This is a genomic window from Methyloversatilis discipulorum (genome assembly GCF_000527135.1).
GTDB lineage: Bacteria > Pseudomonadota > Gammaproteobacteria > Burkholderiales > Rhodocyclaceae > Methyloversatilis > Methyloversatilis discipulorum.
In genome coordinates this window covers 379,184-403,915 of the sequence record NZ_AZUP01000001.1, presented here as the reverse complement: position 1 = coordinate 403,915, position 24,732 = coordinate 379,184, and the positions used below count along the sequence as shown (strand labels likewise).

The 24,732-nt window shown below is 64.7% G+C and carries 21 protein-coding genes; 10 read left to right on the top strand and 11 right to left on the bottom strand.

Features of this window, described 5'->3' with window-relative positions; genetic code table 11:
* Nucleotides 1-28: 28 nt before the first annotated feature.
* The 4 genes from METFAM1_RS0101830 to METFAM1_RS0101815 all read right to left on the bottom strand — a co-directional run bounded on the left by METFAM1_RS0101830 (nucleotide 29) and on the right by METFAM1_RS0101815 (nucleotide 2,906).
* Nucleotides 29-991: a beta-ketoacyl-ACP synthase III gene (locus METFAM1_RS0101830; RefSeq protein WP_019917803.1), complete on the bottom strand. Its 963-nt coding sequence runs from the start codon at nucleotides 989-991 to the stop codon at nucleotides 29-31.
* A complete protein-coding gene (plsX, locus tag METFAM1_RS0101825) occupies nucleotides 988-2,001 on the bottom strand; it encodes a phosphate acyltransferase PlsX (RefSeq protein WP_024300378.1) in 1,014 nt (337 codons plus the stop codon). Before plsX ends, METFAM1_RS0101830 begins: the two co-directional genes overlap by 4 nt.
* A 79-nt stretch (nucleotides 2,002-2,080) precedes the next feature.
* On the bottom strand, nucleotides 2,081-2,260 hold the full coding sequence (gene rpmF / locus METFAM1_RS0101820; protein WP_019917801.1) for a 50S ribosomal protein L32: 180 nt from the start codon (nucleotides 2,258-2,260) through the stop codon (nucleotides 2,081-2,083).
* Between the two features lie 76 nt (nucleotides 2,261-2,336).
* Nucleotides 2,337-2,906 (bottom strand): YceD family protein, encoded by a 570-nt coding sequence (locus METFAM1_RS0101815; protein ID WP_019917799.1) that lies wholly within the window; start codon nucleotides 2,904-2,906, stop codon nucleotides 2,337-2,339.
* Between the two features lie 140 nt (nucleotides 2,907-3,046).
* Between METFAM1_RS0101815 and METFAM1_RS0101810 the strand changes: the two genes are divergently transcribed.
* Together METFAM1_RS0101810 and METFAM1_RS0101805 are read left to right on the top strand one after the other, a co-directional pair.
* Entirely contained in the window at nucleotides 3,047-3,637 is a 591-nt protein-coding gene (locus METFAM1_RS0101810) for a Maf family protein (protein ID WP_019917797.1), read from the top strand.
* On the top strand, nucleotides 3,634-4,362 hold the full coding sequence (locus METFAM1_RS0101805) for an SAM-dependent methyltransferase (protein WP_019917795.1): 729 nt from the start codon (nucleotides 3,634-3,636) through the stop codon (nucleotides 4,360-4,362). The genes METFAM1_RS0101810 and METFAM1_RS0101805 overlap by 4 nt, the downstream gene beginning before the upstream one ends.
* 16 nt (nucleotides 4,363-4,378) lie before the next feature.
* On the opposite strand, the gene METFAM1_RS0101800 is transcribed toward METFAM1_RS0101805, so the two are convergent.
* The 3 genes from METFAM1_RS0101800 to METFAM1_RS0101790 form a co-directional block, all read right to left on the bottom strand.
* The gene (locus tag METFAM1_RS0101800; RefSeq protein WP_019917793.1) at nucleotides 4,379-5,344 is read right to left on the bottom strand and encodes a S49 family peptidase; all 966 of its coding nucleotides are present in this window, start codon (nucleotides 5,342-5,344) and stop codon (nucleotides 4,379-4,381) included.
* Nucleotides 5,345-5,693: 349 nt separating this feature from the next.
* The gene (locus METFAM1_RS0101795) at nucleotides 5,694-6,350 is read right to left on the bottom strand and encodes an HAD family hydrolase (RefSeq protein WP_024300376.1); all 657 of its coding nucleotides are present in this window, start codon (nucleotides 6,348-6,350) and stop codon (nucleotides 5,694-5,696) included.
* Nucleotides 6,334-7,332 carry an RluA family pseudouridine synthase gene (locus METFAM1_RS0101790; protein WP_024300375.1) on the bottom strand — a complete coding sequence of 333 codons (999 nt, stop codon included), beginning with the start codon at nucleotides 7,330-7,332 and terminating at the stop codon, nucleotides 6,334-6,336. The genes METFAM1_RS0101795 and METFAM1_RS0101790 overlap by 17 nt, the downstream gene beginning before the upstream one ends.
* A 378-nt stretch (nucleotides 7,333-7,710) precedes the next feature.
* Between METFAM1_RS0101790 and METFAM1_RS0101780 the strand changes: the two genes are divergently transcribed.
* From METFAM1_RS0101780 to METFAM1_RS20310, 4 genes are all read left to right on the top strand, one after another.
* Nucleotides 7,711-10,632, top strand: coding sequence for an Rne/Rng family ribonuclease (locus METFAM1_RS0101780; RefSeq protein ID WP_019917789.1), 2,922 nt, complete (start codon nucleotides 7,711-7,713; stop codon nucleotides 10,630-10,632).
* Nucleotides 10,633-10,793: 161 nt separating this feature from the next.
* Entirely contained in the window at nucleotides 10,794-11,309 is a 516-nt protein-coding gene (locus METFAM1_RS0101775) for an SRPBCC family protein (protein ID WP_019917788.1), read from the top strand.
* 54 nt (nucleotides 11,310-11,363) lie between these two features.
* Complete coding sequence (locus tag METFAM1_RS20745) at nucleotides 11,364-11,732, top strand: hypothetical protein (protein ID WP_157256653.1); 369 nt, start codon at nucleotides 11,364-11,366, stop codon at nucleotides 11,730-11,732.
* 125 nt (nucleotides 11,733-11,857) lie between these two features.
* On the top strand, nucleotides 11,858-12,481 hold the full coding sequence (locus METFAM1_RS20310) for a Crp/Fnr family transcriptional regulator (RefSeq protein ID WP_019917786.1): 624 nt from the start codon (nucleotides 11,858-11,860) through the stop codon (nucleotides 12,479-12,481).
* Nucleotides 12,482-12,541: 60 nt separating this feature from the next.
* Here METFAM1_RS20310 and METFAM1_RS0101760 read toward each other — a convergent pair whose 3' ends face one another.
* A complete protein-coding gene (locus METFAM1_RS0101760) occupies nucleotides 12,542-13,057 on the bottom strand; it encodes a low molecular weight protein-tyrosine-phosphatase (RefSeq protein WP_024300374.1) in 516 nt (171 codons plus the stop codon).
* Between the two features lie 7 nt (nucleotides 13,058-13,064).
* Nucleotides 13,065-14,006, bottom strand: a complete 942-nt coding sequence (gene ttcA / locus METFAM1_RS0101755; RefSeq protein WP_024300373.1) for a tRNA 2-thiocytidine(32) synthetase TtcA — start codon at nucleotides 14,004-14,006, stop codon at nucleotides 13,065-13,067.
* Nucleotides 14,007-14,165: 159 nt separating this feature from the next.
* Here ttcA and METFAM1_RS0101750 point away from each other — a divergent pair, with 159 nt between their 5' ends.
* The 4 genes from METFAM1_RS0101750 to METFAM1_RS0101730 all read left to right on the top strand — a co-directional run bounded on the left by METFAM1_RS0101750 (nucleotide 14,166) and on the right by METFAM1_RS0101730 (nucleotide 23,119).
* Complete coding sequence (locus METFAM1_RS0101750; RefSeq protein ID WP_019917783.1) at nucleotides 14,166-14,846, top strand: hypothetical protein; 681 nt, start codon at nucleotides 14,166-14,168, stop codon at nucleotides 14,844-14,846.
* Nucleotides 14,843-16,009, top strand: a complete 1,167-nt coding sequence (locus METFAM1_RS0101745) for a M48 family metallopeptidase (protein WP_019917782.1) — start codon at nucleotides 14,843-14,845, stop codon at nucleotides 16,007-16,009. Before METFAM1_RS0101750 ends, METFAM1_RS0101745 begins: the two co-directional genes overlap by 4 nt.
* Before the next feature lie 101 nt (nucleotides 16,010-16,110).
* Complete coding sequence (locus tag METFAM1_RS0101740) at nucleotides 16,111-16,593, top strand: hypothetical protein (protein WP_232419619.1); 483 nt, start codon at nucleotides 16,111-16,113, stop codon at nucleotides 16,591-16,593.
* Between the two features lie 418 nt (nucleotides 16,594-17,011).
* The gene (locus tag METFAM1_RS0101730) at nucleotides 17,012-23,119 is read left to right on the top strand and encodes an RCC1 domain-containing protein (RefSeq protein WP_019917779.1); all 6,108 of its coding nucleotides are present in this window, start codon (nucleotides 17,012-17,014) and stop codon (nucleotides 23,117-23,119) included.
* Nucleotides 23,120-23,212: 93 nt separating this feature from the next.
* Here the strand turns inward: METFAM1_RS0101730 and METFAM1_RS0101725 are convergent, their stop codons facing one another.
* Together METFAM1_RS0101725 and ureG are read right to left on the bottom strand one after the other, a co-directional pair.
* Nucleotides 23,213-24,100 carry an urease accessory protein UreD gene (locus METFAM1_RS0101725; RefSeq protein ID WP_019917778.1) on the bottom strand — a complete coding sequence of 296 codons (888 nt, stop codon included), beginning with the start codon at nucleotides 24,098-24,100 and terminating at the stop codon, nucleotides 23,213-23,215.
* Nucleotides 24,090-24,731, bottom strand: a complete 642-nt coding sequence (gene ureG, locus METFAM1_RS0101720; protein ID WP_019917776.1) for an urease accessory protein UreG — start codon at nucleotides 24,729-24,731, stop codon at nucleotides 24,090-24,092. The genes METFAM1_RS0101725 and ureG overlap by 11 nt, the downstream gene beginning before the upstream one ends.
* Nucleotide 24,732: the final 1 nt, after the last annotated feature.

Below are 24,732 nucleotides of genomic sequence, written 5' to 3'. Positions count from 1 at the left end.
GAAAATCGGTGGATCGGAAGCGAGTGGATCAGAAGCGGAGCAGCACGCCGCCCCAGGTGAAACCGCCGCCCACACCCTCGAGCATCACGTTCTGGCCCCGCTTGATGCGGCCGTCACGGACGGCGATATCGAGCGCCAGCGGCACCGACGCAGCCGACGTATTGCCGTGCTCGGCCACCGTGGTAACGACCTTGTCCATCGACATGTCGAGTCGCTTGGCGGTCGACTGCAGGATGCGGATATTGGCCTGGTGAGGCACCAGCCAGTCGAGCGCCGTCATCGGCAGTTCGGCCGCCTGCATCAGTTCGACTGCGGTGTCGCCCAGCACGCGCACGGCGAACTTGAAAACCGCCTGGCCGTCCATCTGCAGCAGGGGCGTGCCGGCAATGGCGCCATTGCAGACCTGGCCCGGCACCGACAGGATGTCGTGATAATGGCCATCGGCATGCAGCGCCGACGACAGGATGCCCGGCTCGCTCGATGCCTCAAGCACCACCGCGCCGGCACCGTCACCGAACAGCACGCAGGTGCCGCGGTCGTTCCAGTCGAGAATGCGGGAGAACACCTCGGCCCCGACCACCAGTGCGCACTTGTGCGAACCGGAACGGATGAACTTCTCGGCGATGGTCAGCGCATAGACGAAACCCGAGCACACCGCCTGCACGTCGAACGCGGTCGCCGCGCGGTTGCCGAGCTTGTGCTGCAACAGGCAGGCGGTACTCGGGAAAACCTGATCGGGCGTCGACGTAGCGACGATGATCAGATCGACCTCGCCGGCCTCGCGACCCGCCATTTCGAGCGCCTTGCGGCTCGCGTTCAGCGCGAGGTCGCTGGAATGCTCGTGCTCGGCCGCAAAGTGACGGAAGCGGATGCCCGTACGGTCGGCAATCCACTCGTCCGACGTCTCGATGCCCCGTGCGACCAGATCATGGTTCGACACCGGCGCGCCGGGCAGATAGCCGCCCGTGCCGGTGATGCGGCAAAAACTCATGCAGCTACCTCGGTACGTGTCATGCATTCGGTGATGCGGGCGATCAGATCGTTGCGCACTGCGTCTGCCGCGCGGGCGATGGCCTGCTCGAATCCGTAGGCATCGCTTGAGCCGTGGCTCTTCACGACGACACCGCGCAGGCCGAGCAGACTGGCGCCATTGTAACGACGATGATCGACACGGCGGCGGAAGGCGGCAATGACCGGTCGGGCAACCAGGTACATCAGCTTGCGCAAAGGCCCACGGCTGAATTCCTCACGCAGGAAGGTGCCTATCATCTGCGCCAGACCTTCGGAGGTCTTCAGCGCGACGTTGCCGACGAATCCATCGCAGACCACGACATCGGTCGTGCCCTTGTAGATGTCGTTACCCTCGACATTGCCGTAGAAGTTGAGATCGCTGGCGCGCAGCAGATCGGCTGCCCCCTTCACCGCCTCGTTGCCCTTGATCGCTTCTTCACCGATGTTGAGTAGCCCTACGCTCGGGCGCTCGCGCGACTCGAGTGCCGATACCAGCATCGCGCCCATCAGGCCAAACTGGAACAGGTGCTCGGAGGTGCAATCGACATTGGCGCCGAGGTCCAGCACGTAAGTGTGGCCCTTGACGGTCGGCAGAATGGAAGCGATCGCCGGCCGGTCAATGCCGGGCAGCGTCTTCAGGACGAACTTGGAGATCGCCATCAGTGCGCCGGTGTTGCCGGCGGACACTGCGGCCTGCGCGCGACCTTCCTTCACCAGGTCGATCGCCACACGCATCGATGAATCCTTCTTGCCGCGCATGGCTTGCGCGGGCGGCTCGTCCATGCCGACCACTTCGGACGCATGGACGACAGAAATCCGCGACTCGTTGCTGGCACCGAGACGCTTCAGTTCAGCGTCGAGCACATCCTTGAGCCCGACGAGCAGCAGGCTGCAGGCCGGATCCCTGCGCAGATAGGCAAGGGCGGCAGGCAGGGTGACAGACGGACCATGATCCCCGCCCATGCAATCGATGGCCAGGGTGTAGCTCATGCCGCGCATCCGATCAATTCAAAGTCGCCCGGGGAGGCCGCACAGCTGCGGCGTGCCGGAAAAAACGACAAAGCGATGATCACTCGCCCTTGGTCTTGAGCACCTTCTTGCCGCGGTAGAAACCGCTCGGCGAGATGTGATGACGCAGGTGGACTTCACCCGTGGTCGACTCGACGGCGGTGGCCGGCGCGGTCAGAAAATCATGCGCACGGTGCATGCCGCGCTTCGACGGCGACTTCTTGTTTTGCTGGACAGCCATGAACAACTCCCCCGGATAACCGGATAAAAAACCACACAACCGCGCCCGCCGGATCGGGTGATCCAGCCGGCCTCATTCAATTCCGTTTCAACTGCCCGAGCACCGCAAACGGTGACGGCTTCGCCGAAGTCGTTTCCTGCTCGTTCACTCCTGCTATCGCCGGCGCCTCGCACTGCTGATGCAGTGGTACCGCGGGCAACGCAAGCAGCACTTCGTCCTCGACCAGCGCTGCCAGATCCAGCGGCCCGTCGAGTTCCAGCGCCTCGAAGCTGTCGTCGTCGAGATCTTCGTCGCCCCAGGCCTCGCCGGCAAATACCAGGCGGAAGCGGGACTCGCTATGCACATCGATCTGCACGTCGCCGAGACAGCGCTGGCATTGCATCACCACATCTGCCGCCACCGCGAGGGTCAGCCAGCAGGCGCCCTCGGCATCTACGGAACCCGTGAGCGACCACTCGATTCCGTCGGCACTGCGGCACTCCGCCGCCAGTCGCCCGAATGACGCCAACGCGACACGACCGGTCAGACGCTGCTGCGCACGCGCTAGCTGCTGTGCGTCGAGCCGGACACGTACTTCGTCACCGCTCGATTCATTGCCGGCCGACACTTTATCCGTCGACTTTCCGGCTCCGGCTGCTTCGGTCATGAACGTCTGCTTGCCCGATGATGCGATGGGCGGAGAAACAAACCCAAAATGATACTATCCCCTTGAAGCTGCTGTCAAAGAACGTTCAGACTTTCGGCCTGCGAAGGAGCGGGCCGGCACTCCGTTTCCCTCGTCCGCACATGTCCCCAGATCTTCCTCCACTGGTCCTCGGCTCGTCCTCACGCTATCGCCAGGAGCTGCTGTCCCGGCTGCGCATTCCCTTCACCACTGCGGCACCGGACATCGACGAGTCGATGCTCGGCCACGAAACGCCCCGCGAACAGGCCGTACGCCTCGCACGCAGCAAGGCCGAGGCGATCGCGGCGCGCTTTCCCGGCGCCTGTGTTATCGGCTCCGACCAGGTCGCCTCCTGCGGCGGACGTCGCTACGGCAAGCCGGGTAGCCGCGATGCCGCCATTGCCCAACTGGCGGAACTGAGCGGCCGGACCGTCGTGTTCGACACGGCGCTGTGCGTGATCGATGCTCGCAACGGCACACGGCATGAAGCTCTGGTGCCGACCGAAGTCGTATTCCGTACGCTGTCGCGGCCGGAAATCGAGCGCTACATCGATCTCGACGACCCGCTGGACTGCGCTGGCGCCGCCAAATCCGAATCGCTGGGCATTGCATTGCTGGAAAGGCTGAGCGGCGACGACCCGACCGCACTGGTCGGCCTGCCGCTGATCCGTCTCAGCGCCTTGCTGCGTGACATCGGTTACCCGCTGCCATGAGCGCAAAGACCCCGTCGGGCACGCTCTACATGCTGCCCAGCCCGCTCGACGTCGGCGCCGAATGCGCGCTCGACACGCCAGCCGCGGTACGCGACTGCGCGCACCGCCTCGACTACTTCCTGGTGGAGAGCGCCAAGTCGGCCCGCGCCACGCTGAAGCGTCTGGAGCACCCGACGCCGCTGCGCGAGCTCGAAATCATCGAGTTGCCACCAGAAAAGGACGGCCGTCTGCTGCGCGACCTGCTGGCGCCCGTGCTCGCCGGCCGCAGTGCTGGCGTGATTTCCGACGCCGGCTGCCCGGGCGTCGCCGATCCGGGCGCACTGGCCGCGCGCACCGCACACACCATGGAAATTCCCGTCATGCCCCTGGTCGGCCCATCCTCCATCCTGCTCGGCCTGATGGCCTCGGGCCTGAACGGGCAATCATTCGCTTTCCACGGCTATCTGCCGGTCGAGGACGCCGCGCGGGCAAAGACACTGGCAGAGCTGGAGAAGCAGTCGGCGCGACTGCGCCAGACCCAGCTCTTCATCGAAACGCCCTACCGCAACCTGAAAATGTTCGACGCCATTCGCGCTCATTGCCGCGGCAGCACCTTGCTGTGCGTGGCGGCGGCGCTGACGGCGCCGGATCAGTTCGTGCGGACGAAGCCGGTGTCGAAGTGGGCTGCGGAGGAAATCGGACGCATCGACCGCCGTCCGACACTTTTCCTCCTGCTCGCCGATTGAGGCGTCGCGCGACGCCTCAGCGCATCCCGACGCGGTTCAGCACGCCAGTCACGCTCTCACCCAGATCGGCACCCAGCTGCTTGGCAAAACGCTCGGCGATGTTCTGACGCTGTGTGAAATCGACGATGTCGGCCGCCTTGACGACATCACGCGCGACATACTCGACACTACCCAGATCGTCGGCCAACCCGAGTTCGATGCTGCGCGAACCACTCCACATCAGACCGGAGAACATCTCCGGCGATTCCTTCAGGCGCTCGCCGCGGCCCTTGCGCACCACTTCAATGAACTGCTGGTGTACGTCGCCGAGCAGCTGGCGCGCGTGCGCCTTGTGCCGTTCGTCCTGCGGCGAGAACGGGTCGAGGAAACCCTTGTTCTCACCCGCCGTCAGCAGCCGGCGCTCGACACCCACCTTGTCCATCAGCCCGGTAAAGCCGAAACCATCCATCAGCACACCGATCGAGCCGACGATGCTGGCCTTGTCTACATATATGCGATCGGCCGCAACCGCGACGTAATAGCCACCTGAAGCACAGATGTCCTCGACCACGGCGTAAAGCGGCGTATCCGGATAGAGCGTGCGAAGCCGCCCGATCTCGTCGTTGATGATGCCGCTCTGCACCGGACTGCCGCCAGGGCTGTTGATCTTCAGGATGACACCCTGGGTGTTCTTGTCGTCGAAGGCCGACTGCAGCGACGACACGATGCGCTCCGCGCTCGCCTCGCCGTTCGGCGCGATGACACCGCTCAACTCGACCAGCGCCGTGTGCTTGCGATGCTCGGCCTGACTGAACAGCGAACTCCAGTCGATCAGCGCAAAGGTGAGCACCCCCAGGTAGGCGAAGCCGATCATGCGGAAAAAGATGCTCCAGCGCCGGCGGCGACGCTGTTCGGTGACCGATTCGAGCGCAAGACGCTCGATCAGCTTGCGCTCCCACGTTGATTCGGGACGTTTGTCGGACGGCGTATCAGGTTCTGACATGGTTAACTTGCTTACTCGCTGCATGCTTCGGACAGCCACACCTGTCCGTCGGATTCTTCCAGCCTCACCGGTTCAAGTCGAGCGCCTCGGCATGGCCCGCCGACGCACAACCCGGTATCCGGTGCATAAAGGGCGCCGTGAGTGGAGCAGATCAAGTATAGCTTTGAAGTATCGAAGAACTCCCCGTGATTCCAGTCGAGTTCAATCGGTACGTGGCGGCAGCTATTCACATAGCCATGCACCCGACCACGGAAACGCACGGCAAAAGCCTGTCGCGGCTTGCTGCCCCCTCCGATCTCGAAACGCACCCCTGCCCCGCCTTCCTCCAGCGCGTCCGACGCGCAGACGCTCAGGCGTGACATCGGAGCCATTCCGTCAGTTCGGCCACGCTGGCGGCGTGGCCGCGTGGCGCCACATCGAGCAGTTCGTGCAGAGGGTGCGCCCCGTAACTCACGGCCACCGCCTCGCAACCGGCGTGACGCGCCATAAGCAGGTCGTGCGTCGTATCGCCGATGACCAGTGTGCGCTCAGGCGAGTGCGACAGTTCGTCCATCAGTTCCAGCACCATGTCGGGTGCCGGTTTCGACACCGACTCGTCGGCGCAGCGGGTAGAGGCGAACATCGGGCCAAGGCCAGTGTGGCCGAGCGCGCGATTCAGGCCGACGCGGCTCTTGCCGGTGGCCACCGCGAGCGTGTGACCGCGCCCACGCAACTCATCGAGCAGTTCGCGCACGCCGTCGAACAGCGCCAGCTCGTGGTCGCGCGCCAGGTAGTGATAGCGGTAGCGTCCGGCCAGCTCCTGGTGGCGGGACGCAGGCAGTTCGGGCACGGCACGCGCCAGCGCGTCGATCAGCCCGAGGCCAATCACCGAACGCGCGGTCGCGTCGTCCGGCGGCGCAACGCCCAGATCGTCGCAGGCTTGCTGGATGGCATGAACGATGGCCGCCGCCGAATCGAGCAGCGTGCCGTCCCAGTCGAAAACGATGAGGTCAAACTGTGCGGGCATGGTCTTGGTCAGTGTTTCGGGCTGCGCGATCAAAGTCGCGCGGGTGCTGTGCGTCGAGCCGACGTACGAAGCCGGCCAGGTCGTCGGGCAGCGGCGCTTCGATCTGCAGGCGCTCGCCGGTGAGCGGGTGGTTCAGCGTCAGACTGTGCGCGTGCAGGAACATGCGCGGCAGCCCCTCCTTGCGCAAAGCCTTGTTCAGCGGGAAGTCGCCATACTTCTCGTCGCCAGCGATCGGAAAACCGCTGGCCGACAGATGCACGCGGATCTGGTGAGTACGGCCGGTCTTGATGCGCACACCGAGCAGGCTGTAGCCAGGCCAGCGCGCTTCCAGCTCGACGATGGAATGCGCCGCCTTGCCCTCAGGGTCGACCGATACGCGGCGCTCACCGGATTCGGTCAGATACTTGGTCAGCGCCAGTTTGATGTGCTGCAGCGGATTGAGCCAGCGGCCCTTCACCAGCGCGTAGTAGCGCTTGTCCATGCCGCCGTCGCGGAAGGCGTCGTGCAGCGCGGTCAGCGCCGATCGCTTCTTCGCCACCAGCAGGATGCCCGAGGTTTCGCGGTCCAGCCGGTGCGCCAGTTCGAGCAGCTTCGCCTGCGGGCGCGCCCTCCGCAGGCTTTCGATCACGCCGAAACTGACGCCGGAGCCACCGTGCACGGCGATGCCTGCCGGCTTGTTGATGGCCAGAAAGGCCTCGTCCTCATAAAGGATGTCGAATTCCAGCGCCGGAATGGCAACCGGCGTACCCGGATCGGCCATGCGGACAGGCGGAATGCGCACCTCGTCGCGCTCGGCCAGCCGGTAGGTCTGGTCGACCCGCTTGCTGTTAACACGCACTTCGCCGGAGCGCAGGATGCGATAGACGTGACTCTTCGGCACGCCCTTGCACACCCGCAGCAGGAAGTTGTCAATGCGCTGCCCAGCCTCCTCCGCATCCACGACATGCCGCACAACTTTCGGAGCTTTACCCAACTCCTTCATTTCAAATATACTGCGACGGGTTTTCGGTCTGATTTCGAAGCAGACGCAGTGCGGAGCACATCCAGCTCGAAGTGGCGGACGCCGGGTGACAGATTGACGGTGAAGTGCTTCCTCATGCAGTCCTTCTTGGCAGACGAAAACCGGATCACGGGTTAATCCCGCTCACCCAAAGTAGCGAGTGTACTGAGTAGCGCGAGTACCGTACAGGCAGAATCCCCCAGGCAGTCGCGAAAGCGCGGCTGCATTGAGAGTTGGCAGACCCCTCCACGTCCCCCAGTCCGTTCCCATCGAAAAAACCCGATTGCAGCCGACACGATAGACGTTATTTACTGACGAGCGGTTTGTCCTGCCCGTGTGCGGTGCGCGCGGGAGAAGTTGATGAAACGAATGCTCTTCAACGCGACGCAGGCCGAAGAGCTGCGCGTCGCGATTGTCGATGGCCAGAAGCTTGTTGACCTCGACATTGAGTCATCCAGCAAGGAACAGCGCAAAAGCAATATCTACAAGGCAGTCATCACCCGCATCGAGCCCAGCCTCGAAGCATGCTTTGTCGATTACGGCGCAGACCGCCACGGCTTCCTGCCGTTCAAGGAAGTTTCCAAGTCCTATTTCAAGCCCGATCTCGAACCCGGCCGCGCCCGCATCCAGGACGCGCTGTCGGTGGGTCAGGAACTGATCGTCCAGATCGACAAGGACGAACGCGGCAACAAGGGCGCCGCCCTCACCACCTTCATTTCGCTGGCCGGCCGCTATCTGGTGCTGATGCCGAACAACCCGCGCGGCGGTGGTGTTTCGCGTCGCGTCGAAGGTGACGACCGCGCCGAACTGCGCGAGACCATGGATCAGCTCGAAGTGCCTGGCGGCATGAGCCTGATCGCCCGCACTGCCGGCATCGGCCGCAACGCCGAAGAACTGCAGTGGGACCTGAACTACCTGCTGCAACTGTGGACCGCCATCGAAGGCGCCGCCCAGTCGCAGTCGGGTGCCTTCCTGATCTACCAGGAAGGCAGTCTGGTGATCCGCGCGATCCGCGACTACTTCCAGCCCGACATCGGCGAAATCCTGATCGACACCGACGAGGTGTACGACCAGGCCTACACCTTCATGGAACACGTGATGCCCGGCAACGTGGCGCGCGTGAAGCGCTACCGCGACGACGTGCCGCTGTTCTCGCGCTTCCAGATCGAACACCAGATCGAGTCCGCCTATTCCCGTCAGGTGAACCTGCCTTCGGGCGGCGCCATCGTGATCGACCACACTGAAGCACTGGTGGCCGTGGACGTGAACTCCGGCCGCTCGACCAAAGGCAGCGACATCGAGGAAACCGCGCTGCGCACCAACTGCGAAGCGGCCGACGAAATCGCCCGCCAGCTGCGTCTGCGCGACCTCGGCGGCCTGATCGTCATCGACTTCATCGACATGGAGAACCCGCGCGCCCAGCGCGAGGTGGAAACCCGCCTGCGCGACGCGCTGCATCACGACCGTGCGCGCGTGCAGATGGGCAAGATCAGCCGCTTCGGCCTGCTCGAACTGTCGCGCCAGCGGCTCCGTCCGGCGCTGGCCGAAACCAGCTACATCCCCTGCCCGCGCTGCAGCGGCACCGGTCACATCCGCTCGACCGAGTCCGCCGCGCTGCATATCCTGCGCATCCTCGAAGAGGAAGCGATGAAGGAGAACACGGGTGCCGTGCACACCCAGGTGCCGGTCGACGTCGCCACCTTCCTGCTGAACGAGAAGCGGGCCGACATCAACGCGATCGAACTGCGCCACAAGGTCAACATCGTCCTGATCCCGAACAAGTATCTGGAAACGCCGGCGCACGAGATCACCCGTCTGCGCCACGACCAGCTGAACCTCGAAGGCGTGGCCCAGCCGTCCTACCAGATGGCGGTGAATCCGTCGGCCGAGAGCTATCAGCCGCCGTCCGCCATCCCGGCCGACGAGCGCCCGAAGCGTCAGGAAGCGGCGATCAAGCACATCACGCCGGACCAGCCGGCACCGGTCGTGGCCGATGCCGCACCGACCGCACCGGTCGCTGCAGCCCCGGCGGCTGCACCCGCTGCCAAGGGTGGCTTCTTCGGCTGGATCGCCGGGCTGTTCGGCGGTGGCGCAGCCGCGCCTGCCCCGGCGCCCGCTCCGGCCCCGGAAGCGAAGCCCGCGCAGACGCGTGAACGCGGTCCGCGTGGCGAGGGCGAACGCGGCCGCAACCGCAACCGTCGCGACAACCGCGAAGGACGTGAAGGTCGCGAGGGTCGTGAAGGCCGCGAACAACGCGAGCCGCGTGAGCCGCGCGAAGCGCAGAACAAGGGCGAAGGCCGCGAGGGTCAGCGCAAGCAGCGCGAACCGCGTGAGCCGCGCGAGCCGCGCACCGAGCAGGAAGCCGCCGCACCGCGCGAACCGCGTCCGCCGCGCGAGCCGCGCCCGCCGCGCGAACCGCGCGAGCGTGCCGCCAATGACGCACGCGAACAGCAGCAGGCACAGACCGATCTGCCGCTGGCCGCTGCAACCGGCATTCAACCCGAGAATGTCGCGCCGGTCGAGGGTGGCGAAGGCGCTGCACCGCGCAGCCGTCGCCGCCGTGGTGGCCGCCGCGAACGTGGCGAGCGCCGTCCGGACGGCGTGGAGGGCGCAGTTGCCGATGTCGCCGCAGTCGAGGGCGATCTGACGGTGACCGACTCCGCCGCCAATGAAGTGCCGGCCGCCGCCGCCGAAGCCCAGGCCGCGTTGCCGCTGGACATTCCCGCAGCGGCACCGATCGCCGCCGAGCAGGCCCCGTTGGCCGACGCCGCACCGGCAACCGAAATCGCCGCGGTGGTCGAAGCGCCGGTGGAGCCTGTCGTGCCGGCACCGGTGGTGTCCGCACCGGCAGTCCCGGAGCCGGCTGTGGTCGAATCCGTCGCAGTCGCCACACCGGTGACCGAACCGGTCGTGGCCGAGGTGGCTGCGCCGGCGGTCGTCGAAGCCGCTGCCGAACCGGTGGCCGCGCCCGTTGCCGAACAACCCGTTCAGGCCGCGGCCCCGCTGAACGACGCCAGCGAATCGACGCTGGTGCGCGCGATGGAAAGCTTCGGCTCGGCTCCGCAGCCGGCCGCACCGGCACCGACGCCCGCGGTCGCACCGGCGGCTGACCTGCAGAGCACGCTGGCCGACAGCGGCCTGGTCATGGTGGAAACCTCGGCCGAGCGCGCTGCCGGTATCGAACCCGTCATCGTCGAGCAGCCGCAACTTGGCCGTCGCCGTCGTGCGGCACCGGTGATCGCCAACGAACCGATGCAGCAGGTGGAAACGCGCAACGAGTGAGGCGCAGACACCACCAGAAGGGCCCGGCATTGTCCGGGCCCTTTTCGTATGTCCGTCAGCAAGCCCGCCCGGCGCCGGGTGATTTTCCCGTGCCGCCAGCGCCCGTTTTCACCGACACTGCGCACGCTTTTTTTAATCACAACAAACGAGGAGAACACCCCATGCGTCTTTTTGCAGCCCTGCTCGCCATCGTCGCCAGCACCACCGTCTTCGCGCACGGCCCGTCGCGCCTGAAGGCGAACGAAACGATCACGCTGAAGACCAGCCCGGACGCCGTGTGGGCCAAGATTAAGGACTTCACGCAACTGCAATCCTGGCACCCGGCCGTCGAAAGCAGCACCGCCACCGCCGGCAGCGATGTCGGCTCGGTCCGCACGCTGAAGATCAAGGGCGGCGGCGAAGTGGTCGAGAAGCTGGAAGCGATCTCGGACGCTGATCGCAGCCTCACCTACACCGCCCAGGACGGCGGCGCGTTGCCGGTCAGCAAGTACAAGTCGACGATTACCGTGAAGCCGGCCGACGGTGGCGGTTCGACGGTGGAGTGGAAAGGCGTGTTCTTCCGCGCCGACGCCAGCGAGCACCCCGCCGCAGGCAAGGACGACGAGGCGGCCACCGGCACCATCAAGGCGGTCTATACCGACGGCCTGAGCAATCTGAAGAAGCTGCTGGACAAGTAACAAGTCGCTCCCGGGTCGCACGGCCCGCATGGCGCCTGTGCGACAATCGTGACCATGTCGTCGATTCGTCATTCCCGCTGGATGTGGCGCGCAGTGCTGCTTGCGCTGTGCGCGGTGCTGCTGCATGCCGGCGCCGGCAGCACGTCCGCTTTTCACAAGGCCCGACTGCTTGCGCTGGGGCTGAATGACCTCGCTTCGGTCTGTCTTAGCAGCGGTGGCGAAGGCCCGCTGCAGAGCTCTTCAGCGGAGAGCCACTGCGCGCTGTGCCTGCTGTCCGGCGCATCGCCGCTTCCAGTCGCACTGCTCGCGCACGTTACGGGCGGTCTTCCTCACATCGCTGCAACGATGGCGCCCTCGCCAGCGCCATCGCTTGCCGAACTTCACCGCGCGGATCTCGCGCGCGCTCCGCCCGCCCGCTCCTGATCACACGACGCCGGCCGCCCGAACGCGGCCCATATGCCCCGCACCGGGGCCGTTCCGTATCAGGAGAAATAGATGTACCCCGCACACTCCGGCCACCCGGCCGCGTTCGCACGCGGAGGCCGCTCATGAGCCGTGCCACCGCTTCGCTTCGTTCCCTGTCAACCGGACAACGTCTGCTGCAGTGCGCACACAGCGCCGAGATATGGCTGGACACCGAAATGCAGGACATGCTCTGCGTAAAGAAGGGCGCAGTACGCGTGGATTGCGCCGGCGCTGGCGGCGACCGCCACGTCGTCACGCTGGTGCTGGAAGGAGAGATGATCGGCCCCTGGCTGAAGCCGGAAGGCGCCGCCTGCTACGTGATGACCGCACTGAACACGACGGTACTGGAATGGCGGACGCTCGACGACGAACCGACTGACGTGTTCGCGCACAGCCTGTCAGCCATGGCACGCCGTGCAGCCCGTCTGTCCGCCCTGGTGCGCGGGACGGCTGCCGACCGCGTGATGGGCCTGCTGACACTGCTGGCAGGCGATCGCAGGGACGCCACGCCGATCGACCTGCCGACACGCAAAAACATCGCCGATATCACGGCACTGACCATCGAGACCGTGTCGCGCACAATCACCCGTTTCCGCAAGGACGGCCTGCTGCGTCCGCGCCGCAGCCGCTCCGCACGCGTGAATGGTGCCTTCACACTGCACCGGCCGCAGCCGACCGCGGACGAGCATCTGGGCATGGCCGCCTGAAACGGACGGGGCGAAGGGCCGGTGAGCGCGATCACTCACTGGCTCTTTCCCGACCTCGGGTCAGGTGGCGCTTCGCAGCCTGGTCGCCAGTTCCTTGACCAGCCCATCCGCGGCGTCCTCGATCAGATCGAGGACGCGCTCGAAACCGGCCGGTCCGCCGTAGTACGGGTCCGGCACCTCGTCCTCGTCGAAGCGTTCGGCGTGCTGCAGGAAGAGGGCGAGCTTGTGACGCAGCGACTCCGGGCAGTTGCGTTCGAGATTGCGCAGGTTGTCGCGGTCCATCGCATAGATCAGGTCGAACTGCGCAAAATCGGTGTCATCGACACGACGCGCCCGGATGCGCGTCAGATCGACGCCGCGCGATGCAGCGGCCGCAGTCGCACGCGGGTCAGGCTTGCTTCCGACGTGATGGGCGTGGGTGCCGGCCGACGCGACCTCGACGCGTTCGTGCAGACCCGCGGCTTCCAGCCGGGCACGCACCACGCCCTCGGCGGTCGGCGACCTGCAGATGTTGCCCATGCAGCAGAAAAGTATCTTCATGTCGGGTTCCGGTGCTGTACGCAGCGGGCGGCGCATCCAGCGCTCAAGCACAGCCACCGCCCGCGGCGACGTCGAGGCGGACCGGGATGCCGCCCATTGCATCTTCATCGCCCCACGAGCGCACCGGCAGCTCGGGCGGATCGAAGGCGGTATCGCCCTCCTCCACCACGCTGCCCGGCTTCAGGCCGGCGAAATCGAACAGCTTCTGGTCGGCCAGGTGCGAGGGCACGACATTGCGCATCGCCGTGGCCATCGATTCGATCCGCCCCGGATACAGCCGCGCCCACTCCTGCAGCATCGCCTTCACCTGCTTGCGCTGCGCGTTTTCCTGCGAGCCGCACAAATTGCACGGAATGATGGGGTAGTCCATCACTCGGGCGAAGCGCTCGATGTCGCGTTCGGTACAGTAGGCCAGCGGACGGATGACGATGTGGCGGCCGTCATCGCTGACCAGCTTGGGCGGCATGGACTTGATCTTGCCGCCGAAGAACATGTTCAGGAACAGCGTTTCCAGCAGGTCGTCGCGGTGGTGGCCGAGCGCGATCTTGGTCGCACCCAGCTCCGACGCCACGCGGTAGATAATGCCGCGGCGCAGGCGCGAGCACAGGCCACAGGTGGTCTTGCCCTCGGGAATCTTGTCCTTGACGATGGAGTAGGTGTCTTCGGTCTCGATGCGGTACTCGACGCCGATGCGCTTGAAGTAGTCCGGCAGGATGTGGTCGGGGAAACCGGGCTGCTTCTGGTCGAGATTGAAGGCGATCAGCCGGAAGCGCACAGGCGCCCGCTCCTGCAGGCCGCGCAGCAATTCGAGCATCGTGTACGAATCCTTGCCGCCGGACATGCACACCATGATGACGTCGCCGTCCTCGATCATCGAGTAGTCGCCGATGGCCTGCCCCGCTGCGCGTTCGAGGCGCTTGCGGAACTTGAGGAAGGTGTTGGACAGCGTCGCCGATTCCGGTGACACCAATGAAAGGTCGGACATGAACACTCCACGCGTCCGCACTGAAGTTTCGGACTGAGGCGCCGATTATATCCGTGACCGTCATGGCAGGCGGCCCAGCCACCCTGCAGCATGCCGCCAGTCCTGCGCACCCTCGCACGGATGCCTACAATCGAATTGCTTCATTCATGACACCGCGTGATGAACCCGTTGTTCCGCATCGCCTGCACCGGCCTGCTTCTGATATCGCCCGCACTGGCTGCGCCCGTCAGCGCGCCCGCGTTCAGCGGGTTGCCGCAGGATGCCCGCGTTGCATTGATGCCGCTCAATGTCGAACTGTTCATGATCAGCGCGGGCGGTCTGCCTGAACCTGTGGCCGAGTGGAGTGCGCAGGCACGCGAGAACATGTCTGTCTCCATTCGCAACCGCGAGGCGGCGGTCGGTCGCACGCTCGTTACCGACATCGATGCCGACGATCCGCAGGTGGTCGACCTGATCCGCCTTCATGGCACCGTCGCCAGCGCAATTGCGCTGCATCACTACATGGACCGGTATGAGTTGCCGACCAAGGGCAAACAACTGGACTGGCGTCTGACCGGAGACACCGCCCGTCTGGCTGAGCGGACCGGCGCCGATTACGGTCTGTTCATCTTCCTGCGCGACAGCTATGCAACGATGGAGCGCAAGGCAACGATGGTCGTCGCGGCGCTGTTCAAGGTGAATCTCGGTGGCGGCGCCCAGGTCGGCTATGCCTCGCTGGTCGACCTGCGCAGTGGCCGCGTCGTGTGGTTCAACCGCCTGTCGCGGCAATGGGGCGACCTGCGAGACCGCGCGTCGGCAGAAGGCACGATGGACGTCCTGCTGGAGGATTTCCCGCAATGAAAGCGGTGCGAAACGTGTGGCGTAGCGCACTCTGTGCGCTGGCTCTGGGCGCCATCTGCGGCGGGGCACGCGCCGACTTTGCGGTACCGGCGCCTTTCGAGCGCCCCGATGCGATTTCGAACGAGGGCGGACTCTGGGCACTGATGGACCGCGAGGAGAGCCGTTTGCGCCACTCGCCCTTCGTGCTGCGCGACCAGGCCCTCAACGATTATGTGCGCGGCATCGTTTGCCGACTGGCAGGAGACCGCTGCGGTGAAATCCGGGTCTATCTCGTCCGCACGCCCTATTTCAACGCGAGCATGGCGCCCAACGGCACGCTGCAGATCTGGACAGGCCTGCTGCTTCGCGCCGCCAACGAGGCACAGCTTGCGGCAGTGATCGGTCACGAGATCGGCCACTTCAAGCAACACCACACGATCGAGCGCCTGGCCGATGCACGCTCCACATCGGCGATGGCTCAGTTCGTCGACATTGCGCTAGGCGCAATCGGCATCGGCAAACTTGGGCGCATCACCCAGTTGGGCGTCCTCGCCAGTCACTTTGCCTTTTCCCGCGACAACGAGTCGGAAGCCGATACGATCGGCCTGGAACTGATGCACGCGGCCGGCTACGACCCGATGGAAGCTGCCCGGGTCTGGGAGCAACTGATCGAGGAGGGCGAAGACGATTACGGCGGCGGCCTCGCGCTGTTCGCCACCCATCCCACACCATCTTCCCGCCACGAGCGGCTGGCCGTGCAGGCCCGACGCCTGCGCACCGACGCAGCAAGCGGCGAAATCCACGCACAGCGCTACCAAGAAGCCATCGCATCACTCCGGCCGCAGATGGTGCAGGACGAACTGCGTCGTCGCGTTCCCGACAGTTCCCTGCGTCTCTTCGAACGCCTGATCCGCTATCAGGGCGAGGACGGGCTACTGCTCTACGCACGAGCCGCAGCGCTGTCGGCCCGCGACGGCGAGGGCGACGCGGAGCGGGCGCTGGCGGTACTCGACGCCTCATCCGGCCGCACCGACCGGCCCGCCGAAGCCGACCGCCTGCGCGCCCACCTGTTGCGACGCAAGGGCGATACCGGGCCGGCCCGCGAGGCTTTCACCCGCTATCTCGAGCGGGCCCCGGATGCGCCAGACGCGCCGATGATCAGGCACTACGTCAACACACTGTGATCCGGAGCGTCGCGGTCCTGCTGCTGTCCGCATCGCTTGCCGCCTGCGGGACCGTGTTCCAGCGCGCTTCGGACACCCTCACGGTCGGCGGCCTGCTGCGGGTGAACACCGCGGGCAGCGAGCCATGGAACCGCTTCACGCCAGACGGGAGCAAGCACCGGGAAATCTGGACGCGCCACGGCCTGCCGCTCGACACACTGACCTTTTTCGTCGCCGTCAAGGACGGCGAGCCGCTTGATGACCTCGCCGAGAAGAGCGACAAAGCGCCGCGTTTCAGAGCGCGCATGAGCGCCGAGGACGTGGTCGCGCTGACCGAAACCATGCTGGTCGGCCGAGGTGGTCATTTCGAACTCGCAAAACTCGAACCTGCGCCTTTTGCAGGGCATGACGGATTCCGCTTCACCTTCGATTACGTCACCCGCGCGGAAGAGGTACCGCGCCGCGGACTCGGCAGCGGCGCGATCATCGACCGCCGGCTATACCTGATTCTCTTCCTCGCACCGTCCGGGCTGTACTTCGACGAAGGGGCGCGCAACGCGGGCATCCTGATCGAAGGCATAAACATCCCGACTCCCCCACGGTAGGGCGTGAGCCACTTCCCTTCGTCCGACGAAGGAAAGACGTCCGACACCTCAAACACATCCTGGAACACGCCAGGTCACAAACGGTGTGCGCATTGCTGCACTCGTTCCGAGGACCAACGAGGCTCGATTGCTGTGACTCAGGCTGACCACCCAAGACCCGAGGCACAAAAGTTCACGTTTTTCACCATCGCTGCGAAAGTGCGCGATAAGGCGGACGCCGGGCGGCGCGGCGCTTAACGCATCGCTCAATCGCCGTTTTCTGGGATCCACGACCGAGACGGATGTCATCGTCGTGTGCTCAAATCCCGAACCTGTTCAGCATACGACCAACACCCGCTCCCCGTCTCCGATGATGGTCCCTCCAATACGCATGCCCGGTGCCCGCATATATTTCTGGCTACGTTGCATAGCCCTCCTGATGTCGGTCACCACCGCAGCACTGGCGGAGACCTCCGCGCGCATGGCGAGCTATGGGTTATCAACCCTGAGTGTCGACAGTCAGGGTTCGATACGCGCATGGACCCCTGACTTCAATTGCTTTTCGGGGGACTTGCCGTCGTGCATGCGCAAGTTTTCGTTCGTGCGAACGATCGCTGCACAGCAGGTCGTCAGCCGAGGCGAAAAATATGGCTTCGCCATCGGCACCAATGGAAAGCTCTATGGCTTCGGGCAGAACTGGTACGGCGAACTCGGCCTGGGCCACACTGGCTACGTTGACAGCTACGTCGAAGTGCCTGTACCCGGAGCGGGCAGCATCACATCGGTCGCGGTCGGTAACAGCCACACGACGGTACTCGACGCAGATGGGCGCATCTTTGGCTGGCGCAGAGAAGTATGGGACGAGTCTCCGGCGACGCCGCAGGAAATCGAACTCCCGGACGGAGAGCGAGCAACTGCCCTGGCGGCGGACGACGATTTCACGCTGGCATTGGGCCGCAACGGAAAGGTCTATGCCTGGGGCCGCAGCGACTACGGCGTGCTGACCTATGGAACCGATCAAATCGCCACTCCGACGGTCATCGACCTGCCGCCATCGCTGAAGGTGACATCGATCCACGCCATCGGCGGTCAAGGGCTGGCGATTGACGATCAGGGACGCGTGTACGCCTGGGGCTGTGGCTCATCTCTCTCTTCCCTCGACTACGCGTCCGCACGTGCATGCTCCACGCCTGAACCGCTGCCGCTTCCCGATGACGCGACGGCCGATCAAATCTCCATTTCATATTCTCACGTACTTCTGCTGACGAGGGACGGAACCCTCTATGCCCGAGGTAACAATGAGTATGGGCAGTTGGGCAATGGCAGCTGGGACACGATCAGCGAGAGCTTCGTCAAGGTCGCCCTGCCGACCGGCGTCAGAGCAAGGGATATTCACGCCGGAGCAACCACCAGCAGCATCTGGTCAACCCGCGATGAGCTGTACTCATGGGGTGGTGCCAAACATGTCACAGCAGCAAGAACACCTGCACTGACTCGATTTCCCCGTGGCAACGATGATTTCGCCGATCGGGAAATTATCCGATCGTCGCAGGGGGAGCGCAGCTTCTTCTATTCGGGCGCAATCAACGAGGTTGGCGATCCGTTGAACGCGCTCGATAGCCCGGGTGGCACGCTCTGGTGGTCGTTCACCGCGGATCGCAACGCGGACCTCGTCGTACGGATTTCCAGCGAGAGCCGCTCACGTGTCGCGGTGTTTGAGGGTGACTCCTTGGCACAACTTACGCCGATATCGATCAGCGAACCCGCCAGCGGAGGCCAGGCCACCGTACGCGTCAGGATCCATTCCGGAAAGGATTACCAGATCGGGCTCAATATCCCGTTGTGGGCCGCCGAGCACATGTCAATGAGCTGGGCCATGGACGAACGCAAGTATGCGCCCATCGTTCTGTCTTCACCGCCTGTGCTGACCATAGGCCGGCCGGCCATCCGCGTACTTGCCACCCACGCCTCAGGATTGCCGGTCCGCGTGAGCACGCGCGACCCATCAGTCTGCCCGATGGACGACGACGGTCTGATATGGGGCCGCCTTACTGGAGCCTGCCGGGTGCGTCTCAGCGTCGAAGGCGACGCAACATGGGCGCCGGTCGAGGTCGATCATCTGCTGCATGTCTCCGCCGATTTCGCTTTGAGCGCGCAGAAAAACGGCGCCGAAATAGACAAGACCGGAGCAGTACACGCGTTCTATCGGGCAGACAACGTGACGAAGGTACGGGTTATCAATCTGCCCGCCTCGGCTCTGAAGGTGAGTGACAGCCTGAGTCACGGCCTGATACTCGACGAACATGGCTGGATCCACGCTTGGGGAAATAACGCTGACGGCGCCCTCGGCGACGGAACACGTACCAGCCGCGATCATGCAGCACCGGTACACCTGCCCGACAATGAGCGCGCCACGGACATTTTCGCCAGAAGCTTGCCAAACCTATGGCCACCAGCCTATTTCAGCTTTGCGATTGGCGAAAGTGGGCGGCTTTTTGCGTGGGGGTCAAACGAGACAGGGCTGCTTGGTCGCGCATCCAAGGACGCGCTTGATACTCCCATGGTAGTCGACATCCCGGGAGCAGCCCGCATCGTTGCCCTATCGGTCGGTTCCCGACACGCACTCGCACTGGACGAAAACGGAAGCGTATTTCGATGGGGCGCCGACAGCGCCTACTCCACTTCTTCGGAACTTCCCAGACGCCTGAAAATCCCGCTGCTCGATCGAATTGTCGGCATCGTTGCGGGGACGTCCTATGACTACGCCGTGACAGCTGAGCGACGCCTTTACTACTGGCCCACCTATCACGCGCCAAGCGAACCGCTCCCGATCCAGGAGCAAGCGCTGAGCCCGCAGTTGATCGGCAAGATCATCCTCCTGGAAACAAACGGTGAGCGGGCCGGCTGCGTCCTTACTGAGGACGCTTCAGTGCATTGCATGAGCAATTTCTCGCAGCCCCCCGCACCGATCGCGTCGCTGGTAGGCAGCGTCGGCGCGCTTTCCGGCGGCACAGTTCGAATGCTTGACGGAGAGCTGAAGTCACTCTCCGGAACGTCACTCAACCTTCCGCCCATCAACGACAACTTCGCTGACAGCTACGAGCTAGCGGGCTTGTCGGGAACAACCTCCAGCCATAACCGCGGCACAACGTCGGAGGCCGGAGAACCGCTCCTTGCGGGCGCTCACAGCGGCCACAGCGCGTGGTGGCGTTGGCATGCCCCCGCGGACGGCAAGTTGACCATCGATCTGACCGGCAGCGATTTCGACACGATGCTTACCGTCTATCGCGGAAACTCGCTGGAAACGCTTGAGTTTGTTGCCTGGAACAACGACTTCGGTGCGAGCCGCTCGAGCAAAGTCACGTTCGAAACGGAAGCCGGCGTCGAGTACCAGATATCGGTCGACGAGTACGCCGCGACGCTGTCGCCGCCGGTCGGGGAACCCGCCGGGAACACTTCAGGTGACATCCGTATCGCCTGGTCTTTCGACACCCGTAACATCCAGCGCCTGCGGGGCACTGCGCTGCCGATCTCACTAAGCCCCTCGGCTCATGCGAGCACTTATCCGCTTCAACCGACCTTGTCGTCCGGCCTGCCGGTCGAAGTCACCGCGCTGACCGACACAGTATGCTCATGGGCCGACGGGCTGCTCACGATGCGAAACCACGGCGACTGTGTTCTGCGCCTCGTACAGCACGGTGACGCCGTGTGGTCGCCGTTCGAGCAGCACATCCAAACGCGCATCGGCGAGGTCTTCGCGGCCGGTCATCTATCGAGTTACCGCGTCAACGATGACAATTACCTGGAAAGCTGGGGATTCAACGCGCGCGGAAATCTGGCCGACGGCTCGACTCAGGCTCGCAACATCCCTGCGCCGGCTCGCGGTATCGACCGACCGGTCGTCGCTGTTGCTGCAGGGCTTTACCACGTTCTAGCGATTGATGATGAAGGACGCATCCACGCGTGGGGATCAAACGAATATCGGCAGTTAGGTTCGGACGATCCGACCGCGATGTACGCCCAGCCTGTCCTGCCCAACGGTGCTCGCGCGCTGCAGATTGCGGCGGGGAGCGACTACAGTCTTGCGCTGGGCGATGACGGCTGGGTTTACGCCTGGGGCAGTAACGACAACGGACAACTTGGCCTCGGCACCTACTCCCATACGGATCGCGAGAAGCCTCGGCGCGTAGCGCTCGATCCGGATGCTCGCCCCATCAGCATCTCGGCCGGCGTGTCCCACGCGCTTGCACTGGATCGCGATGGCAGCGTCCACGCATGGGGCAGCGGAACGAGCGGTGCAGCGGCAAGTACCCGGAACACCTCGATTCCTCAAACCGTGACGGTGCCGGGCGTCCACTTCACGCAGGTGTCTGCCGGCGGGTCACACTCACTTGCCCTCTCTTCGAGTGGCAGCCTTTACGGATGGGGCAGCAGTCACTTCGGCGCCCTCGGCCCGGCGGACATCCGGCAGCACCAGCCCTTCCGCATCGACCACGGCATCACCAAGCCGGTGGCCTCCGTATACGCGGGGCTTTACTATTCCCTGGTTCGTTTCTCAGATGGATCCGTCTGGCAAAGCGGACCTGCCGGCGTGACGCAACTCGACAATCTCGCTGGCTACGCGTCGTTCCGCCAGGTAAACCTCCCCTCCGGTGTGAATGCCATACAGTTCTCCGAAGGCGGTGCCGACCATGTGCTCATGCGGGGATCAGACGGGATGCTCTATGCCTGGGGCGCCAACTCGGAAGGGCAACTCGGTCTGGGTGACCATGCCCTGCGCAGAACCCCTCAGCGAGTATCAAAGCCGCCTATCAATGACCTGCGGTCGTTCGCCATCGAGCTGATCGACGACACAGGACTCATCCAGGGAAGCACGTTCAATTCCGGAACCGAGGTCGACGAGCCCGATCATGGCACTGGCAGCTTGCAAACCAGTGTTTGGTGGACATTCTCGGGCCGGGCCGACACGGATCTTCGAATCTCGCTCTCCGGTCTGGTTGCAGGCCATCGAGTGCTCGTCTATCGCGTGGCCGCAAACGGGCACCTCAGTCTGTTTCGCTCGTCGGCGCTCACGCCGTCGGGCGGGGAAATGCTCGTTCCGTGTCCGGCGGGAGAGCAATGTCTGATCGCGGTGTCGTCGTCTGCCGGCGACGCGAACAACTTTGCGATCACTTGGAGAACAACTCCTGTCGCCCTCGAGAACATCACGATTAGCAATGTGAGGGTTCATCCGATTCCTGGCGAACAGTTCCGGATCGATGCGAGAGCTGAGTCGGGGTCTGCTGTCACTCTCGAGCACCTTTCTGCCGAGACCTGCACCGTTGAGGGTGATCTGGTGACAGCGCATCGCAGCGGTATCTGCTCGGTACTCGTGATCGTTCGTAGCAGCGATGGCACGGTGCGTGGATCTCAGGAAACACGGCTTCGAATCGGTGCGGGCACTGCGCACGGATATGCGCATCACCTGAACCTCAGACAGGGCGCGCTGCGTTCCTGGGGAAACAACTATTACGGGCAGTTGGGCGACGGGAGCCGCACGGACCGCGCCGTCGCAGTGCCCCGCGCACCGAATGCGCGTCTGTTCGGCGCCCTCTCCGCGAACGGCGGACGCAGTGCTGCGATCGACGCGTCTGGCCGATTGCTGGTCTGGGGTCGCAACTGGACGACGACGCAACATGTCGAGACGGACGAGTCAGCCAACGTTCTTCAGCGTCTTACCCGACAACTGGTCCAGCGCGTCAGGACGGAGCAAACGGCGGCAATCACGAGCACGCCGACACCCGTGACGATCCAGGCGTCCGCGCCGGCACGTGATGTCTCGCTCGGGTTAAGTCACGGCCTCGTCAGGCTCGAGGATGGTCAGATCTTCGCCTGGGGCGAAAACCGCTCACTGCAACTCGGGCGAAGCGAAGCCGGCAGCGCTTCACTGACGCCCGTTGTCGTGCCGCTGCCCGAGGCGGCGCAACACAGCGCTGCGGGAGGCCTTCACAGCGTTGCGGTTCTGAGTTCGGGCCGCGTGTATGCCTGGGGTGACAATCGGAGCCGTCAATCGAGCTCCGTAGAACTTTCGAGCACGCATCCTCTGGAGGTGGCGCTCCCCGACGACGCCCGCTACACCCTCGTTGCCGCCGGGCTCGAACACAGTCTTGCCCTCAGAAGCGATGGCATCGTGTTTGCGTGGGGGTCTAACCAATTCGGTCAGCTGGGGTCAGGGAATCAGGTCGCGATTGCCGACCCTGATGAGGTACTCATTCCGTCGACATCGAAGGTCATCGACATCGCCAGCGGGGACTTTCACTCCGCTGCGATGACCGCGGACGGCAATGTGTTCGTCTGGGGAGCACTCCTCGACGAAAACGGCGTCGTTCGTCAGTGGCCCTCGCCGGTCGTCATCGAACTTCCTGGCGGCGTCCGGGCTCGCTCTATTTCCGCACAGCACGGACATCTTGGCATAGCGGACGTGAATGGCACCCTGCATGTCCTCTCGGCCATGCCCGGAGCGCACCCGAGCGACGTGACCAGGCTCGGTCTACCCGATCAGGATTGAGGTGCCAAAAAAGGTCCCGACGACGAGACGCGACGGCTTGCCCCTTCCGCCATCCGCCGCGTCCCGCCATCGGGATCGGTGTGCTGCGACGCCCTAGCGTCGTCGCAGCGCCGGCGCTGAGCCGGTGCGATGGGTGCGCGCCGCGACCCAGGCGGCGTACATGATTCTTTCGAGCCGGACGGCGTCGGCCGCCAGCGTGCGGAACACGATGCCGGTGGCGTTCGGCAGCTGACTGGCACCGGCCAGCGCGCCGTCCAGTTCGGGCAACGCTCGCAAGGTCTGCAACAATTCGGCATCGGCTGATCCGCCCAGCAGCCACAGCGATCCGTGTATGCGCAGTCCGGCATTCGCGCCGGCGTTGCCGGACAGCCAGTTCTCCCCGTCGATACACATCCGTTCCCGCGCCAGCAGCTGTCCGTTTCCGTCGCGCACCGTCATCGCCGATTCGAGCCGGGCGAACGATCGTTGCCCGCCAGCGGGGTCGTGCGGCAGAAAGCTGTCGGCGACGACGACCAGCGCGCCCTCCGCCAGCGTCACGTCGACGTCGCTCACCATGTGACTGCCCGGAAACAGGATGAGCGGAGCCGGCATGTACTCCAGCAATGCGCCCGGTTGCACGACGAGACGTGTGCGCTGCACGGTCGACCCGCCCTGCATCGCATGCACGATGGTCGATGCCGGCGTCGCGATATGGGCGCGTGCTCCCTTCCCCACCTCGATGCGACTGGCCAGCCGCTCGTGCTCGAACAGGCCGCCGGACACCGACTGCAGATACACGACGCACAGATCGGGCGCCGATCCATCGACATGCAGCGCGCGGCCGACGTGCACCGGGTAGCCGACGTACTGGCGCCCGAGATAGCTGCGGCCGGTCGCGTCGCGCGCGAAGGCGAGATCGACGCAGGGCGGCACCTCGACCAGCGGCACGCGTTCGTGCGCATCCGGGCGCAGCGCCTCGACAAGTGCCGGCTCAACGGTCAAACAGCACCTCCTGCGCGATGCGCTCGACCACCGCGTCAACACCGTCGCCACGCGAACAGTTGGTGAGCAGCGTGGCGCGGCCGGCGCGCACCTCTTCCGCCTCGGCCACCATGCGATCGAGGTTCACGTTCACATGCGGCGCCAGGTCGACCTTGTTGATCACCAGCAGATCGCACTGCAGTACCCCCAGCCCGCGCTTGCGCGGAATGTCGTCGCCGCCGGCCACGTCGATCACGAACAGCCAGTAGTCGACCAGATCGAGCGAGAAGGACGACGCCAGGTTGTCGCCGCCGCTCTCGATCAGGATCAGTTCCAGGCCCGGGTAGGCGCGGTCCAGCTCGTCGGCCGCGGCGAGGTTGAGCGTGGGGTCCTCGCGGATCGCGGTGTGCGGGCAGGCGCCGGTTTCGACCGCCAGCACGCGCTCCGGCGCGATCAGGCCGCTGCGGCGCACGCGCTCGGCGTCCTCGGCGGTCACCAGATCGTTGGTGATGACCGCGATGTCGGTGCCGCGTTTGATGAAGCGCGGAATGAGCTGTTCCAGCAGAGCGGTCTTGCCGGAACCGACCGGGCCGCCGATGCCGACCCGGGCGGCGCCGCGCGGTCGCGAATGGGTGTTCAGTTGTGCGGACATG